Genomic DNA, 17,413 nt, shown 5'->3' on the forward strand with positions numbered 1-17,413 from the left:
GCCTCCTAATCCTTTTTATAAAACACACATTCATATCCGTCCGCCCGAAGCGGCAGTCCCTCCGCCCACAGCGGCTGCATGGCCATGACCGCACACATTTCCTCCACGGAACCAGTCCCCTCCGGCACTTCCGCTATAATCTCATCATGGCAGTGCATCACAATGGGATAACCTTTGCATTCAACCCGGAGCATGGCTTCCGCCAGTAAGTCCCTTGCCGTTCCCTGCACGATATTCTCCACCAGTTTGGGTCCATAAGTCTCAATCCTGCCCCATTTCTTATTCTCCATGATCCCTTCATAGGTCAGTCCGTTCCTGCCAAACTTATTCAGTGCCATCCTTGGCTTCACATAAGACAGTTTCCTTCCGGATGGCAGTTCCACAAACAAAATCCCGCTTTTGTATTCAAAGGTGATTCTCCCCACTCTTGTTTTCTTTTTCTCTGTGACCGCCTTGATTGCAGCTGTATCCACATCCCACCAGAACTGCGTGATATGGGGATTGGCACTCCTCCAGGCAGTTACCAGCGGAGCCAGTTCCTCTTCTGCCAAGCCCATATCAAGAGCACTCATGGAAGTCAGCGCACCTACAGAGCCGCCATATCCCAAAGCCAGTTCTGAAATCTTTCCCTTCTGCCGCAACGGGGAGCCCTTCGTCACTTCCTCCATCGGCACATGGAACATAGCGGATGCAGAAGCCTCATAGATTTTGCCGTGGGAAGCAAACACATCCAGCCTCCACGTCTCCCCGGACAGCCACGCCAGCACCCTGGCTTCAATGGCAGAAAAATCTGCCACGATAAAACGGCAGCCCGGCTTTGGAATGAAAGCGGTACGGATTAGTTCAGACAGCACATTTGGCGTGGACTCATAAAACAGTTCCACATCCTCAAACCGCCCTTGTTTAACAAGGGTGCGGGCAAGCTCCAAATCCGGGATGTGGTTCTGGGGCAGATTCTGCACCTGCACCAGTCTCCCTGCCCATCGTCCTGTCCGGTTGGCTCCGTAAAACTGCAATAAGCCATGCACCCGACCGTCTGAACAGACAGACCTCTTCATGGCCTCATACTTCTTCACAGATGTCTTCGCCATCAGGAGCCGGAGCCTTAATAACTCCTGCACCTCCCCGTCTGCTTCCTCTATCAGCCCTGCCACGGCCTTTTTTGACAGGCTTTCCATCACCATGCCATTTTCCCCCAGCCATGACTTTATCTGTACCACGGAATTGGGATTCTCCAGCCCGGTCAGTTCATATGCCCTCCTAGTCACGATATCTTTATACATCAAATCACAGGATACCGCCTGTCTCACCAGTTCTTTATCCACCAATACTCCCCGGTCATTGATGACCTGATCCAAACGGTACAGTCCCATCTCACTTTCAGAAATCGGAAAATGCTGCAGTTTCCTCCTTATCCCCTTCTCCACATCCACATCCCGGATACAGTAGCTTTTAAGCATCTCCCACTTTTCCGGTGCATGGCAGGGAAGATTCCGTGTCCTCCCGCCGTTGGCTTTTGTTGGCTTACACGGCATACAAAAATACCGGATTAAATCTTTCCCCTCTTTCATCTTCTGCTGTTCCAGTCCAAGTACCATTCCTACCTCTTCCAATGAACGGGGAAGGGCAAGCATTGCCGCCTGAACTGCGCTGCAATGCCAGGACTCCGGGGAAAGGTATTTCCCAAAATGCTTAGAAAGACAAATCCGTTCAAAGTTGGCATTAAACGCCGTCTTCACCACAGCATCATCAAAAATAGCATCCATGACCTCTGACGGAAGCTCCTCGCCCTGTGCAAAATCTATCAGCTGCGTCCCCTCTCCTTCAAAAGAATAAGCAAACAGCAGCACTTCAAAAGCAGGGCTGTCCGCATAAGCATAAACCCCGCATTTTAGCAAATCCACATCACTGTACGTCTCGATGTCAATACTCAATTCCTTTTCCACCGCACGCCTCCTCTCCATACATCCAGAAAAGAACGGGCAGCAGTTCCCCGCCGCCCACTCATCTTACCCAAGGAAATCTTCATCCGCAGATACTACTTCAAAATCCTCATCTGCACTGCTTCTTCCGCCCAGTGATTCCCCGTCACGGAGCTTCTGGATATTTCCAAGCCCTGCCGCAATGCCTTTGTTCCCATTGCTGGAAAAGCCATAGAAATTCACACTGATTCTTCCATAACACCCGGAATACACCTCCGACTGGTCCAGGACCGGCTGCACGTTCTGATCCACCACCTGGGGCGCCTGCCTGCTGTTGGCATTGAAGAAATAACTGTCCGCATAAGCTTCATCCTCCGGGCGGTCAATGTCCCCGTCACGCAGAGGCAGTTTTAAGTTTGCCGGAACCTTGCCGCCCCACTTAGACACAGAATCCTTTTTCGCCTGTTCAATCGCCTTCTTGATCTTTGCAATCGTCTCCGTATCCGACTTCGGGATAATGGCAGACACCGAATACTTCGGCTCCCCGTCATTCACTGCGTTTGGTTCCCAGCAGTGAAGATAAGAAAATCTACAGGGTACAATTACTTTTGTCAGGTTTATATTCTCATTACTCATGGTCTTGCTTCCTCCTTAAAATCCGCTTCTGCGGTTGCTGTTATAACTGCCTCTCTCATATCCGTTTCCGCTGCCAGGGTAAGCCTGCCCTGCGGCTTATACACCAGTGTTCCAAGTATCTCTGCAAATTTCTTCTTTCCCATCAGCTTCTCCATTTCCGTGATACCCACCAGAGTGCTCTTATAAATATCCGTATATCCGGCGGCCTTTGCCGTCTCCGCCGCCGCTTCCTCATCCGTATACTTCCGGTTGCTCCTGCCCTCCACCAGCTTAAATCCCGTCCACTGCTTCCCATGGGTGACGGCCTCGTCTGTGGCATAGGCATAGACATCCGCAGACCACTTGGCAAGTTCATCCGCCACTTTCAGCACTTTTGCCACCTCTTCATCCGCCAGAAGCGCCGGGGCTTTAAATTCCATCCGGGCCAGTTTCAGATATTCCTCCGCCCTCGCCCTGCAGGTGTTCTTTGCCTTACAGAACCGGCACCAGGAGCCGCAAGAAAACTCCCCTTCTCCATTTATGGCAAGTGCCGCCTTCGGTTTCAGTTCCGTATCCACCCATTTCTTCAAATCTTCCACGGAAATCTCCCAGGTACTGATGCTCTCCAGCCTTGGCTGATAAATAGTCATGCGGATGGTATCAATATCATAAATGGCATCAAATAATTCCAGCGCACCCAGTCCATACAGCAGCATCTGCGGATTCCACTCCGCCTCCACCGGCACGCCTTTTCCATACTTTAAATCCACCACAGCAAGCGTACCATCCGCTACAATCAGTAAATCCCCGGTGCCAAACCCTTCCGGCACATACGCAGAATAATCCAGATGCTGTTCAATCAGCACAATCGGATCGGGACAATTCTGCCTGGCCAGTTCAATCTGCTCCATGGCATAGGACACATATCCTTCCGTACATTCCTCCATCTCGTCACACTGATAATCAGAAACCGGACGTTTGGATCGCCGCTTTAATAACCGTTTCAGCTTATGCTCCGCCAGGGCATGGGCCGCAGTGCCTTCTTCCGCATACATGCTCCCCACATCTTCTTTAAACTGTTCCTCCAGCCTTGCAGACGGCGTGCAGTTCAGCCAGCGTTTTGAAGATGATGCAGATAAAAGCGCATGCCTCCCCATCAAAGCACCTTCGCTTCCTGTAGTAATGCCGGATAGTCTTTCTCCTCAACGGCTGACAGCTTTGCCACACCGTATTTTCCCAGCAGTTCTTTAATCTGCCTGGACTTTCCGTCCTGAGACTTTTCCGCCAGCACTGCACGGATATCCTCCACCGCCACAGGCTTCTCCTTTTTAGACGTTGCTGCATTTTCCTTTTTCCCTGTCTGCTCAGAAGCCTGTTCCTGCGGTCTGATGCCATGATCCGAATTACCACTTATTTTCTCATCAGCCAGTACTCTCAGACTTTCTGCTGCCTCAGTAAGACTGTCCGCCAGTTTCAACAACGCATTACTCATTTATAAGTCCTCCATTTCTTCCAGACGCTCAATCAGTTCCTCCGTGTACATGGCACAGATTAGGAGTTCTTCCCCAATCTCCGCCGCATCAAAATATACCGCCCTGCTGCCATACTCCCGGCAGGCTTCCTCAATCCGCTTCTTCTTTTCCCCGTCCTTCTCATTGCCGAATACCCATATCTCATCCACTTTCTTTGCCATCCTGGAAATCAGCAGATGCTCCGCCGCGCCTGCCTGCTCCCCTTCAAACATACCGTGAAAACTCAGATATGCACTGATGGGAATCACTCCCTTGTGTGCTGCGTACCGGCAGTATTCCACTGCCCTCATGCGGTCATTTTTCTCATTTCCTGTCATCTTTGTTATGATTAGAACATGCTTCAATCTGCCACACCTCCTTCCATTCTCTCTTTGAACCAGATGTGGATACCATGCTCCACTGCGAACCGGATTTCCTGCTCCATGCCCTCAGTTGCCTTCCCAAACACCCACAGTTCATCACAATCACGCAGCAGTTCCAGGCCCATGGAAATACCGTCTGCACGTTCCTTCAAGCTGCCTTCATCCAGAAACTGAGGAAACAGAAGATGAGGGGCAATGGGAAGATGCCCTGCCTCATATGCCATGCGGCAGTATCCCACAGCTGTTTTTCTGTTCCTTTCCACATCCCCACGATAAGGACTGCTGATAAATACCTTTTTCATCTACACATCTCCTCCTTCACTGTTTCGCCCCATGTTTTCTTCTTTTGAGAAACAAAAACCAACGATACCTTCTGATACTCTTCCCTTAATAAAATTGGGTTGGAATCCCCGTATTTTTTCAGGGTAATCCGAATTATTTTCATTGCAAAAACCTCCTTTCCTTCCTGGGCATTTTTATGTCCCTACTTTATAGCCACGGGAAAGAGCGTTTTTAAACTAACTCAGCAAACTTTTTAATTTTACTGGGATTTTTTTCAGCCGTTTTGATACTGCCGTAGCCGATATTCCTATATCTGCTGCAATTTCCTGCATGGTTTTATTCTCAAAATAATACTTATGAACAATCATAGAATCCCTGTAATCCAATTTTGAGATTGCCATATTCAGTCTTTCGCGCTCGTCTTTATCTACAATGAACTGCTCAATATCCATACTCTCATCAATGAACTGCTTAGGACTTCGCCCGATTTGCTGCTCCTGCATGGTCTCCAGGGAATTATGCCGTCTTGTCTCAGTACGGTTTCGCCGGGACTGTGACACCTCCAATTCGATGACAATTTCCCCGATGCAGTCATCCACTTCTAAACCGAATTTCTCTCCAGTTACAAATTCATAGTTTATCTTCATTTCTGCTCCCTTCTTTACCGGGAGTAAAGCGGTTAAGCAGAAATAAAAACGGGCAAAAAAATAGCCAGAGTAAGCTGAAAACTCGCTTTACTCCGGCCATTTGGTATCTCGCTTAATGCGGATCCGTTGCTCAGTAGTTTTTATTTAGTTGATTGATTCTTCTTTGATTCTTTCTTGATGCATACTGCTGATTCTACAGCAGAACTTTACAATGTTTTTGCAATGGGGACATTTCAGTTCGATCCATACCTCCCCTTTTGCCGTGGAACAAATATCAAAAGCTCTCTTTCTGCAGACTGGGCAGTTTATTTTTTCTTTCAATCCTGCATGGCTCCTTTCCTGTCAGTCTTTCAGTTGACACAAGGTATAAAAAAATAATGCCAATATACTTGTCATCCATTTCGTTGACAGCCTTTTTCTGTATATGGCACCCCGCCAATTACAGAATGCCTGACATCTGAAATAATTGATAAAGCGGCTTTGCATCCTGTATCCGTTCATTTTTGAGCGTATATTGGTCAATCCCCAGCTGCGATAAACGGATCTTTACAGAAGCAGGCGATACCTGGAAAGTGTCCGACAGTTTCTCTGATAATTCCGTATCATTTAGCATAGCTCTATCCGCCAGATCTGATATCGCTGAAAGAAATGGTGTCTTTGGCATCAGAATAGCTGCGCTGAAATACTTCGCATGGTGCTCCAGCCAGTCAATGTCAGTAACCAGCCTTCTTCTGCCTGACAGCTCCGCCCCGCCTACAATATCGGTATCTTTACAACCTGACATCTCTGCCAGATGTACATTCCTCTGGTGGTTCCTTTGCACCTTACCCGTGTAATAATCGGAATGGAATAACCAATGACCGCACTCATGCCCTATGGTAGAACGCAGGCGGTACCCCTTCTTGTCCTCAAGTACCGTATTATCAATAAGCAGCGTGCCTCTTTTGGCATACAGGTAATCTGCACAGTTAACCTCCGGTAAATAGACTGGAACCCGTTCTGTCTTCTGAAAAATCATCCTGCCCAAAATCAGTCCGCAATGAGACAGATTAACATAATCAAGTGACAGATTAAGATAAAATTCTGCAAATGTTTCAATGTCTATCGGCTGTGGCGTAGTCAGTAAAGCGGCATTGTAATCATGAAGAAATGCTTCTGCATGGTCATCAATCTCACTGTTCTTCAAAACAGGAATACCATTCCTCTGCTTTCTCAATTTTGGCTGGTACATAGAGACTCACCCCTTTCTTGCTTTTAAATCATCTAAAAACACTTGCCACTCCTTTTCTCCTGCCCCGGTTTCCATAGACAAACGCAGTGCCTCAATGACATAGGAATTTCCAATCATGTAATCAGCACAATCTTGTGGGGTAACGATGTCATTTGATGACTTTGATTCTGCCGCCATGTCGTATAGTGCATGGGATTCCTCTTCATTCAAAAGTAAAAAACTGGCCAACAGTTTCAAACGCTCAGAAGTGAAAGTGCTGCTTCTGCCCTTCTCCACCTCGCTGTAATACTGTGGGGATACTCTTATTGCTTTTGCCGTTTCCCGTAAAGATCTTCCTTTGTTTTTTCTCAGTGATTCTACATATCTTCCAAATTGTAATCGGTTGTCTGTGTCCATGAATTTTCTCCCTATAATATGTTGATAAGGTAAGTATTTCCAGTAAATCGAACATTTATTCGTCAACTTTGTAATTGACATAAAAAGTTAAAAAGCATTTAAAAAATCCCTGCTTTCTGACAATTTATTTTGTCAAAAAACAGGGATTAAGATGCGGAATTATATTGAAATTCGTGGATTTGATATGATTACTAATCACTCACATTATGATTATTTATTATTTCCTTAACCGTATACGCTGCGAATAATTCGGGCGTTCAATAACTATATCGTCTGATGCAAGTATTTCAATCCACTTCAGCTGATTTGATAAAAGCTTTTTAATATCTTTCCTATATGGTCTGGGATCTTCTATAATAGCTCCATGGAGTAGCGCCGAAAGTTCACCATAATATATTTCACCACCATGTTCCCTTAAGACTTTTCGCAGCCAGACATTACAACGGCACCACTTAAAAGTTTCAATAATGTCCTCGCTCCTTGCTTCTACCGGCAGGCCAAGAAAACGATACACACTATTATCATTTACATCATCTTCATCTGGGAAGTCATATGAAAAAAGTGTCGTAATATCAGGAGTAAAGAGTCCTTCAATATCATTGTTCCATTTTTGTTGTATTGAATCCAAGTTACTATTATTGATTACGGAATAATACTGTTGTTGTAACTTTTGAAACAATTCATCTTTTATTTCAACTGCCTCCCAAAACAGCATATCTATTTTGCGCTTATCACCCTCACTTATATCAATTAGTGTAGCTATTTCAAGGTTTCCATTTCTACCAAATGACAACCCTCTACCAGTTGCATTAGCGCTTCCGACAATTCCACGCTTTTTATCAATTATGTAAGTCTTTGCATGCAAATCAAATCTAATATAAACTTTCCAATTTTTTTGACGGCAACGTTCCACAATCTCAAAATCTGTACTTCCGTTAATTAAATCATCCAATCTAAAACGTAATAACAATTTCTTTGAGGATACACTTAATGGAATATGTTTCAAAAGTTCATCAAATGCATTGCACTTACAAAAAGCAGAAATAATATGAATCGACTGCGTGGCAGATTCTAATTCTTCATATACTACCTGTTTTATTTCATCCGACATAAGTAAACTCATATATCACACCCAATCAACGCTTTCTTGGATTTAACTGTTCATTAATATATTGAAGTAATTTCTGTTGCCATAACGTAACCAACCTATCGTTCTCTTCTTTTTGATATCGATTAGTTTTATTTATTGCCTGTACAAAGGAAGCAATAAGTAGTTCAAAAGATGTCTTTACTTCTCCACTATCAAATATCTCACTCAAAAACTCAGTATAGAACTTATGATCGGTATTAATTGTAAGCATTACGCATGAAAGTTCGAAGTTAAAATCAAATAGTGGACCGAATTGTCCTATTTGTGCATACTTTATATTTACAAAGTTATTAATAAAACGTTGAGCATCTTCGTCTGTAGGATTAGCTATTCCTTGCTGCTTTAACTCATCTTTTCCTTTTTCAATCAGCTCCTGCTCATTAGTCATTGTACGCACTTCTTTTGTTTCAGATGCCTCTTCATCATCAGAATCCTGCTCTACATTATTAATAATATCAACTGCTGCTGTTTCAATATCATTGGTAGATCTGGTCATTTTTCGAATAGCTTTATTCCTAGCGTACATGCCTTTTATTGTGTCATATACCGTTCCATAGAGCTGATACCAAATTGGTTTAACATCATCGTCTGGATCAACATCATTTTGATCTATTCTCTTTAGTTCTACATATTGCTTATTATTAGATACACCAAATAACTCATCAAGTTCAGGCTCAAAGATTATTTCACACCCCCACCATCTGTGTTCAGGCTCATTAATATTCTCATAAAAATCGAACTGTCTAAAATCTATTTCACGGTTCGCTCTTACAACAGAGATACCTTCTAATTTTTTTGCATATTTTCCAAAAGGTTGTTGCCCTGGATTTGATTTACAAGCTGTTTCATCATAAAACTCCTGTTTTACAATAGAGAATCTGACAATCACTGTAGATTCAGCTACTTCTCCTGCTTTATCATAGTACTTAACCGGAACTTCTATCATACCATTATTAATTTGATGGTCTTTTCCATTATAAAACTCAAACACAGAAACATATGGAACACCATGTTTTCTTTTATTCAAATCTGTAGGGTGTGATGGATTGCCAAGAACAAGATTATTTTCCATAAGAAAAAGTGGGTCATTCGGGCATACGTCAATAGCACTCTCTTGGTTTTCATCTGGAATAATGCGAATGGACGATATCCCCTTACTGATAAAATATCTGAATTTTTGTCCTAAAGCAAATTCAAGTCGTTCCGAAAGAGGACCACTGGTTTTCGGTTGAATTCTATCGCAACGTTTCCAAATAACAAGTGTTCCACTTTTCGAAAAGTCATATGTTTTTCCTGGTGTTACATAGCTAATATATTTAGCATATTTCTCTGGCAATAATTCCGCGATAGGATCCTCGATTTCTTTCTGAGTACCTTCTTTAACCTTTTCAATGTTAAGGAAAACCTTATAAGCACCATCCACACCTGACTGCCAAGAAAACACCTCTACTTCTGGACAAGCGTATAAAGAAGATTGAGGCAATCCTACACCAAATCTACCCATACCACGACGCTGCTCCCTTGTTGTAGATCCAAGACCTAGACAACTTCCCAGGACTTGTGAAGTCATTCCATAACCATTGTCTAAAAATCCTATTTCGCTAACTTGTTTTCTTCCCGTGCTAAGATTTAATTCCTCACTGATAATCACAAAAATATCATCTGCATCTGCTTCTACTGCATTATCAATAATCTCAGCAACTGCACTTTCAATATTTTTATATCCGGTATTCCTTAATGCATCTCCTATATGACGAACATCTACTATACTATGACTCATTGTCATCCTCCTTAATTCCAATAATCATCAAAATGTTGAAAAGCTTCTTCACTATCAAATGCTTCAATATTATCTTTTACATCTATGAGAAGGCACTCCTCATTACCGCCCATCATTGGTCCACGAAGTCCTCTTCCTATCATCTGACTATACAAAACAACTGATTTTGTAGGTCTGGTAATAAATACACATCTAATATTGGTTGAATCAAACCCCGTAGTAAGAACATCATAATTGATAATGATATTAACTTTGGATGTTCTATCCTTAAAATTATCTATTGCCGCTTTCCGCTTTATTGGATCCATATCTCCAAGTACTAAGCTATTTGGTATATCATCTACTGTAAGCATTGCTGCAAGCATTTTGGCATGTAAAACATTACAGGCAAATACAATAGTTGGCATTTGTTCATGATTTAATATGCGCAATCGTTTTAATATCCCTAAGTTTCTGTTTTTGTTATTAGCAAGTACTTCCAACTGCTTTGCAGAAAAATCAGTATCACTATTTCTAATGTAAGCCAATTCTCTTTTTAGTTTTTTTATTTCTTCCTCCGTATAATTTTTTTCATATTCTAATCGTTCTACGGTTAATTTCGATAGAATTTGTCTCTGTTGAAAATATTTAATAATATTAGTTTCAGCAATAGTATTTAATGCCTGGAGTCTTCCCAAATTAACTTGGTTTAAGATATTTGCATCTATCCTAATCAATCTATTACCGAACATATGAACTAAAAAATCATTATCATAGGAAAAATCTGTTGTTCTTCCTGGTGTTGCTGACAAGCCTATCAAATGCCTATCTGGAAAACCGACTTTCATCTGCATCAGCTCTTCGATAACTTTTTTAGTTTCATTAGCTGCTGCTTTGTGCGCTTCATCAAAAACTATGAGACGGCAATTAAGTTTCAATTTTTCCATCATAACAGGATTATTTTTTGCTATCGACATAAGCTTCTGTAATCCACAAAAGACAATGCCATCCGATATCTCATCCTCCTCTGAATTTAAACTCCCCCAAAACTTATATGCGTTAATCTCTCCATCCCCTAAGTGCCCCCATATTTCCTCAAATGTCGAAAATGCCTGAAGAAGTAATTCTTTAGTGTGCGCAACCCATATAACAATACCACTCTTATGTAAATGAAAATTGATATAATCCACAATAATGTGCATTGATGTTTTAGTTTTCCCTGTACCTGTAGGCATATGAATCAGCATTCTTTGTAATATATTTCCAGAGGACAATACATTCATTGCCTGTTGCTTAATGAAATATTGGTAATCTAATAATTCATAAAACCTCTCCCCAGCAGCTAAAGAATTCTTAAAAATATCATCACCTTTTTCAGATTCAAGAGTATCTACTGGTAAATTCCATAGTTTTATCAAATATACAGTAACTTTATTTTGCCCCCATGGCTTTTTAGATATAACCTCAACCAATTCTCTCGGTGTTGCACCATTTCTCTCTGATTTGCTGAGACATTGAATGCTAATGTCCTCTATTTCTTTTTCCGTTCCGGCCAAAAGTAAATCTTTCCTAAAATTATCTTTCTTGAATATTTCAAGTCCATGTATTTTATCGATATATGAAATAAGACGTGCTTTTGTTAGGAGCGATTTTCCAGAAGGCATCCATTCCACCAAAGTATTAATTACTTCCGTTCCTAAATAATCTCTTAATTGCTGTTCACTGAAATTAAACATCACATTTTTATAATCTGACATTACTCCTCCCTTTGCCTACGCTACATTATATATTAAAACTCAAATACCCTGTAGTTCTTTTGTATATTCCATAACTGTACCAGCATATACTGCCTAAAGATTATCCTGAATATAATCTAGGGCTGTCTGCAATTCCTCATAATCTTTTTCAGACGTAAAATAATTTACACTTAACCGTATTGTTCCAGCAGGAAATGTTCCCAAAAATTCATGTGCCAATGGAGCACACTGTAAACCTGTTCGAACCGCAATACCACACCTATTAAAAATTACACCTGCACTATCACTACTAATTCCATCTATCAAACATGAAACAATACCTACATAATTACCTTTTTCGTTATTTCCAATTATCTCTATAAAATTATATTCTGTCAACAACTCCAGCAACCGTTTTCTGTTTTCTTTTTCCTTTGCAACAATATTTGTAAGTCCTGTTTCTTCAATCCATGACAAAGCAGCATATAGCCCAGCCACTCCACTAATATTAATAGTTCCCATTTCATATCTCTCTGGAATACTATCTGGCATATTTTGATTTGCTGATTCATAACCTGTTCCTCCGAAAATCACAGCTGGAAGTTTTATCTCTGGATTCATTACAAAACCAGAAATTCCTGTTGGCCCATATAAGGTCTTATGACCAGCAAAAACAGAAAAATCAAATGTAGAAAGTCCAACATTACAATCAATAAGTCCAGCTGTTTGCGCCATATCCACCACAGTTATGGCTCCATACTTTTTAGCTAGGGAAAAGATTTCTTCTACTGGAGCCACCAAACCACAAACATTACTAGCATGACTAACAATCACAAGCTCAGGTGAAACTGAATCGAATTGATAATGTATTCTTTGCAAATCATATTCCATACCCTCAGACACCTGCAACTGATGCACCTTAATCACATTATCTTGCTTATAATGATGCAAAATTCTTGTTACAGCATTATGTTCAAATGGACTAATGTATATATTGCAGCATCCTGATTTAATTAACCCCTGAATGATAATGTTTAATGCCACCGTTGCTGTCGGGGTAAACACAACCTGCTTTGCAGGACAATGCAACAATTTCTGTACTTTAATTCGAGTATCTGAGATCAAACTGCTTGCACTCTGTGAGAGCTGATATTGTCCCCGCCCCGCATTTGCTCCTTTTTGTTTATAAAATTCATCCATGAATGTATAGACACTTTCCGGTTTAGGAAATGTCGTTGCTGCATTGTCAAAATACCCCATGCTTTCCCTCCTAAAGTAATCGTTTCAATAAATCCATTAGAATTTGTCTCTTTTCCTGCTCTGCTATAGATTGTCCCATGCCTTCGAGTGTTGAGGATAGGGAGTTATAGAGTAATTTGCCTCGTGGACTTGTTTCCACAGGATCAAAACGCTTTGTTACCGTACCACTTTTTTCATCTACAAAGCTAACTTGAAACCCTGTCATCTCTGATTTATCAATACTATTTACTTTATGAAAGTGATACTCCTCGGCAGTAACTTTATACATCTTGATATTTTCATCAAATTTCGTCTGAGTATAGCTATCCCAATCTTCTATGCGCAAATCGGTAGCTAGCTTTGCTAATCGTTCAATGAAAGCACCTTCATCATTACTTATCGTTTGAAATAATCCAAGCATTCTCTCTGTTCCATCACTAAATATTTGTTCAAAAGCACCCGGTTCTAAGGTGTCACACCAATCATGTATAATAGATGCAAGTGACATCTTCTTTATATTTTCTCTGCATGATTCTGAAACAAATAACTTTTTTACATCTTTTATTAACTCATTTTTTAATTCATCAAGTATATTATCATAATACTTTTTGGTACTAGCTATTTCATCAACAACGCCAATATAAACTTCTTCTAAATCAAATGCTTTTGGTAAGCTCTTAAATAGTAATTCGTTGCCACCAACATTTCTTTTAAGCACTCTCAAAAAAGCAGTATAATGTTTATTTTTAGATGTCTTTATCTCTTTAGTATACTTAGGAAGAGACATAAACCAACGTCGAATTGCAGAAACAATAAATTCATACGAGCTAGCACTTTTCTCCGCTGGAATAATGAAATCGTCAAATACCTTGCTAAGCCCTTCTATATATTGTTCCTTTTCTGGATTCCAATCCAAATAATGAAGTGTATAACCTTCTGGATTTGCATTAATTTGAACGAGCGCATCCGTTGTAGTAGAAATCTGCCCAAATCTATCATATATAATAATTTCGTGTTTATAGGTATGAAATACCACTGCGATATATAGTGGAAGTAATCCTCTTCTCAGTCCAATATGATTTTGCGGAGAAGTAAGTACTTCATAAAGCGTTTCAAAATTTACACAGCCATCTCTTTTGGCCTGCATAACAAAACTTTCAATTTTCGTAAGCATATTTCTTATCAGTTCATCTTCGGGGTTCATATTAATATGCATCATATCATTGTCTTCTACAACTATACCAGTACGTAATAAAGTGTTTCTCATAATAGAAACTTCCTGACTAGTACCCGTAAACCCTAAATTTGGCTCTAATTCCGTCCTAAGTAGTGCTGTGATAATCTTATTTCGGCTGTTTACAGCTGCAACTGTAGGTTCACTCTTGTTAAGAGCTTCGTTATTAATTACTGGTGTATCTGGAAATATCTTATCACAAATCAATGATAACTGACTTGTCAATGCTGCTTTTCTTGTTATAGGTAAGATTTCCCCACAGTAAATATATAATGACTTCATTTCTTCTGGATGCGTATATGCACTAATAAACTTACTAATAACTTCTCGTAAATCCTCATAAACAACATCATATTCTTCAAAAAGAATCTTGTCATCCACAGATAAATCACGTAAGGTTACCACAGCATTAAACTCACGCACAACATCCTCAATTTTTGTATAACATTTCGGGATAATAAACATAAGTCGTAAAATATCCCTATTAACTCCTAGAAGCTTCTCACGTAACCTGATTATATCATCTTCATCTTTAGGTATGATTCCATAAATGATACCATCCGCATCAACATCTTCGCTCTTTACATTCCAATCGATATCATCCACTATCTCTGAGGACTCAATAAACTCAAAAGAAAAATACCTTATCATTTCTTTATCATCATTATAACGGTATGGATAAATATAATTATCAAAATTTACAGAATTCAGCGTATCCTTTAGCGTTACTGTCCTCTGCTGAATTGTCATCAAGTCACTAATCTTCTCTCTAATATCCACCCCAGATGTCTGTTTCAAACGCAGATAATCATTACTACGCTTCAAATAAATTACATACTTCTTCTCAATTAGATTATTGATTGCCTCTTTAATAACACCCACCGGATAGCTTATCTTAAACATATCAGCAATCTCACCAACAGTAGGTTTAAGTTTATCAAACTGCTCAAGTATATAGATTAAGCCCAATGCTTTTATAATTTTTGATTCCAGGGATTCTAGCTCAAGCTTTTCCAGGATTGTGCTTGCCAGGATGTAATTTTTATGAAGATCTCCAGAGTAAACTTCCTTTTTAAAAAGAGGTTCAAAATAATCGTAAATCAAATCTGGAGTGATTACATCAAAAGATTCATCCTTATACTTTTGTAAAAATGCCGGCAATGTGGATATTCCTTCAGCCGAAAGAAACGTAAATAATGTACGCTCATTCTGAGCTACACGTTCTGATAATCTTGGTAAAATAAATGTAGACACCAAATGCAACGGATAACAACCTTGGCTTATTTTATCCAAGTCTTCATCCGCAACATCTGAAAAAAGGGCATGTTTTGTATATGTGGCCTTTAAACTTTCAAATTCTGCACTTTTACTCTTACAAAATAATTGCCAACTATTAGTTTCTTTCTGGATAACTGAAGCTATTATTTCATAAGTTTGTGCAAAATTATTATTCATATGGACGTGGGTAAACCTCTCCGAAACTCCACGCCAACCATCAACCTTCTGTTTTGGCAACTTATCTATATAATTGGCAATTTCCTTATGTGAAATCAACATAAGATGCATTTGCTTATCATTACTTCGATTACATTTTTCTGCAAAGTCCTGAAGCATTTTTGTGTCACTAACTGAAGCAGCAGTAATATTTGCCTCTAGAAATTTACTAAATTCATCGTATACGACATAAACACCTGAATATCCTCGTGGTTTGATTGCCTCAACCACACTCTCATATAAATCTACAATATCAAATCCCATAAATGGATTAAACACACTTCCAGATGTTAATTGGGGATAAACTCGTTCAAAACACTCATAGGTTTCAATATTATAATCCTCTAGTTCACAAATAAATGATTCCACCGAAATTCCAATGCTATCACAAAATTTCCTATATGTATCAGGAAATTCATTCTCCCAACGGTTTATAGTAGCAATGGCTGCTTTATAGTTTGTCTCAGGCATCACGTCAATAAGATTATTTTCTGCAAGCGTTCTTTGCAAGGCTAATAGAAATGCCTGGGGTAAGCTTGTATTACTACCTGTAATAATTACTGGCAATAATTTTGTGTCACTATCATAATAGTTCAAGAGCAGCTGATATAATTGAGAGTTTTCTTGAACCTTAGGAAGCAATTTCACAAATAGTTTCAAATTTTTCTTTACTAATATGGAAAGTATAGTTAAGACAATATGTGACTTTCCCTTGCCGTATGCACCAACCAGTACCCGTGAACGATTCGTAGAAGTTGGAATGGTACTCAGCAAAATATCCTCTAACAGGTCTAACGCCGATTTAGTTGGTATAAAATTCTTTAATTTATCATCACTGTTCAGGTCATAAGCAATATTCACCGAATATTGAAACCCAGAAGCGACGGAAATCATTTTGCTCATCCTTGCTTCTCCTCGTCCTATTTTTGTATACTTTGATAATATTTTTTAACACATTGCTCAAATGACATTTGTTTATTTATCTGTATAATATCCAAACCAGCTGTTCTGATTATCTTAACCACACCTGTTTTCTCAACTCTGTGTAATATGTCCAACATACTAATAGCATCAAGGTTAAATACCTTCCCAATATTAGATGGTGTTGTAAGTAAATCATTCAGTGGAACCTCTATATTTCCATTCGCCCTATCAAAAATAACCGCCAAAATTACCCAAGGGTCAAATGAATTGACAGAAGGTATAGATTTTCGATATACCTTCTTATTTTTATTCATGAAATCTATCAGTCCAAGTTCGCCAAACGGGCAATCAATGTTATTCTCTGGAGAAACTTTATTCGGATTTGATTTAAACCGCGGAAGATACGTATTTATAATACATGTGAAATCATCTTCTATTGAACGAGATGCAACGGCCTCTCCAATCTTCGAGAGATAACTGTTAACAGCAATAACAAAATCTTCTTTGGTAATTTCTGTCATATTAAATTCATTAAAAAAAATATACCATGCAGTGGCAAATTCCTCATTAGAAACCATTTTATAATGAAGTAAATACAAGGTTCCTATTTCCTCAATAAATTTGTCGTTATCAAAAACCAACTGACCAAACTCAGTGAAACTTTGTGTTCTAGTACCACTAGGTGGTTCTTCGGTCACCCCCACCGCCTGTAGCCAGTATCGTAAGGCTTTTACCATATTTGCACCAATTCCTAGAACATCCATAGGGTTTTCTGTACGGTCTACAAACACGTTCGGTTTATGGTCCACATGCTTCATTCCCTTATTAAGCCAACCCTTTCTTATAAAAAATGTGTCGTGGGCTCGAAACTTCACAGCCATATCTCATTA

The 17,413-nt window shown here is 39.9% G+C and carries 16 protein-coding genes; all 16 read right to left on the reverse strand.

Annotation, left to right across the window (positions count from 1 at the left end; genetic code table 11):
- Positions 1-5: 5 nt before the first annotated feature.
- The gene (locus QR40_RS09055; RefSeq protein WP_044294519.1) at positions 6-1,946 is read right to left on the reverse strand and encodes a DNA polymerase; all 1,941 of its coding nucleotides are present in this window, start codon (positions 1,944-1,946) and stop codon (positions 6-8) included.
- Between the two features lie 63 nt (positions 1,947-2,009).
- The gene (locus QR40_RS09060; protein WP_044294522.1) at positions 2,010-2,558 is read right to left on the reverse strand and encodes a DUF2815 family protein; all 549 of its coding nucleotides are present in this window, start codon (positions 2,556-2,558) and stop codon (positions 2,010-2,012) included.
- Positions 2,555-3,694, reverse strand: coding sequence for a DUF2800 domain-containing protein (locus QR40_RS09065; RefSeq protein WP_044294526.1), 1,140 nt, complete (start codon positions 3,692-3,694; stop codon positions 2,555-2,557). The genes QR40_RS09060 and QR40_RS09065 overlap by 4 nt, the downstream gene beginning before the upstream one ends.
- Positions 3,694-4,029 carry a hypothetical protein gene (locus QR40_RS09070; protein WP_044294528.1) on the reverse strand — a complete coding sequence of 112 codons (336 nt, stop codon included), beginning with the start codon at positions 4,027-4,029 and terminating at the stop codon, positions 3,694-3,696. The genes QR40_RS09065 and QR40_RS09070 overlap by 1 nt, the downstream gene beginning before the upstream one ends.
- Positions 4,030-4,413 carry a DUF7768 domain-containing protein gene (locus tag QR40_RS09075; protein ID WP_044294530.1) on the reverse strand — a complete coding sequence of 128 codons (384 nt, stop codon included), beginning with the start codon at positions 4,411-4,413 and terminating at the stop codon, positions 4,030-4,032.
- A complete protein-coding gene (locus tag QR40_RS09080) occupies positions 4,410-4,733 on the reverse strand; it encodes a DUF7768 domain-containing protein (protein WP_044294532.1) in 324 nt (107 codons plus the stop codon). The genes QR40_RS09075 and QR40_RS09080 overlap by 4 nt, the downstream gene beginning before the upstream one ends.
- Positions 4,730-4,876 carry a hypothetical protein gene (locus QR40_RS31710; RefSeq protein WP_160295790.1) on the reverse strand — a complete coding sequence of 49 codons (147 nt, stop codon included), beginning with the start codon at positions 4,874-4,876 and terminating at the stop codon, positions 4,730-4,732. Before QR40_RS31710 ends, QR40_RS09080 begins: the two co-directional genes overlap by 4 nt.
- Before the next feature lie 73 nt (positions 4,877-4,949).
- Positions 4,950-5,360 carry a sigma-70 family RNA polymerase sigma factor gene (locus QR40_RS09085; RefSeq protein WP_044294534.1) on the reverse strand — a complete coding sequence of 137 codons (411 nt, stop codon included), beginning with the start codon at positions 5,358-5,360 and terminating at the stop codon, positions 4,950-4,952.
- A gap of 439 nt (positions 5,361-5,799) precedes the next feature.
- Positions 5,800-6,591: an ImmA/IrrE family metallo-endopeptidase gene (locus QR40_RS09090; RefSeq protein ID WP_052430768.1), complete on the reverse strand. Its 792-nt coding sequence runs from the start codon at positions 6,589-6,591 to the stop codon at positions 5,800-5,802.
- A gap of 6 nt (positions 6,592-6,597) precedes the next feature.
- Complete coding sequence (locus tag QR40_RS09095) at positions 6,598-6,987, reverse strand: helix-turn-helix domain-containing protein (RefSeq protein WP_044294537.1); 390 nt, start codon at positions 6,985-6,987, stop codon at positions 6,598-6,600.
- A gap of 217 nt (positions 6,988-7,204) precedes the next feature.
- Positions 7,205-8,098, reverse strand: a complete 894-nt coding sequence (locus QR40_RS09100; protein WP_052430769.1) for a phospholipase D-like domain-containing protein — start codon at positions 8,096-8,098, stop codon at positions 7,205-7,207.
- 25 nt (positions 8,099-8,123) lie between these two features.
- Positions 8,124-9,917 carry an ATP-binding protein gene (locus QR40_RS09105; RefSeq protein WP_044294541.1) on the reverse strand — a complete coding sequence of 598 codons (1,794 nt, stop codon included), beginning with the start codon at positions 9,915-9,917 and terminating at the stop codon, positions 8,124-8,126.
- A gap of 11 nt (positions 9,918-9,928) precedes the next feature.
- Positions 9,929-11,653: a DEAD/DEAH box helicase gene (locus QR40_RS09110; protein ID WP_044294543.1), complete on the reverse strand. Its 1,725-nt coding sequence runs from the start codon at positions 11,651-11,653 to the stop codon at positions 9,929-9,931.
- A gap of 93 nt (positions 11,654-11,746) precedes the next feature.
- Positions 11,747-12,892: an aminotransferase class V-fold PLP-dependent enzyme gene (locus tag QR40_RS09115; RefSeq protein ID WP_044294545.1), complete on the reverse strand. Its 1,146-nt coding sequence runs from the start codon at positions 12,890-12,892 to the stop codon at positions 11,747-11,749.
- Positions 12,893-12,902: 10 nt separating this feature from the next.
- The gene (locus tag QR40_RS09120) at positions 12,903-16,502 is read right to left on the reverse strand and encodes a hypothetical protein (RefSeq protein WP_044294547.1); all 3,600 of its coding nucleotides are present in this window, start codon (positions 16,500-16,502) and stop codon (positions 12,903-12,905) included.
- A gap of 17 nt (positions 16,503-16,519) precedes the next feature.
- Complete coding sequence (locus QR40_RS09125; RefSeq protein ID WP_200889742.1) at positions 16,520-17,404, reverse strand: DUF4007 family protein; 885 nt, start codon at positions 17,402-17,404, stop codon at positions 16,520-16,522.
- Between the last annotated feature and the right edge of the window lie 9 nt (positions 17,405-17,413).

The sequence above is a fragment of the Robinsoniella peoriensis genome, assembly GCF_000797495.1.
In the GTDB taxonomy this organism is placed as follows: Bacteria; Bacillota; Clostridia; order Lachnospirales; family Lachnospiraceae; genus Robinsoniella; species Robinsoniella peoriensis.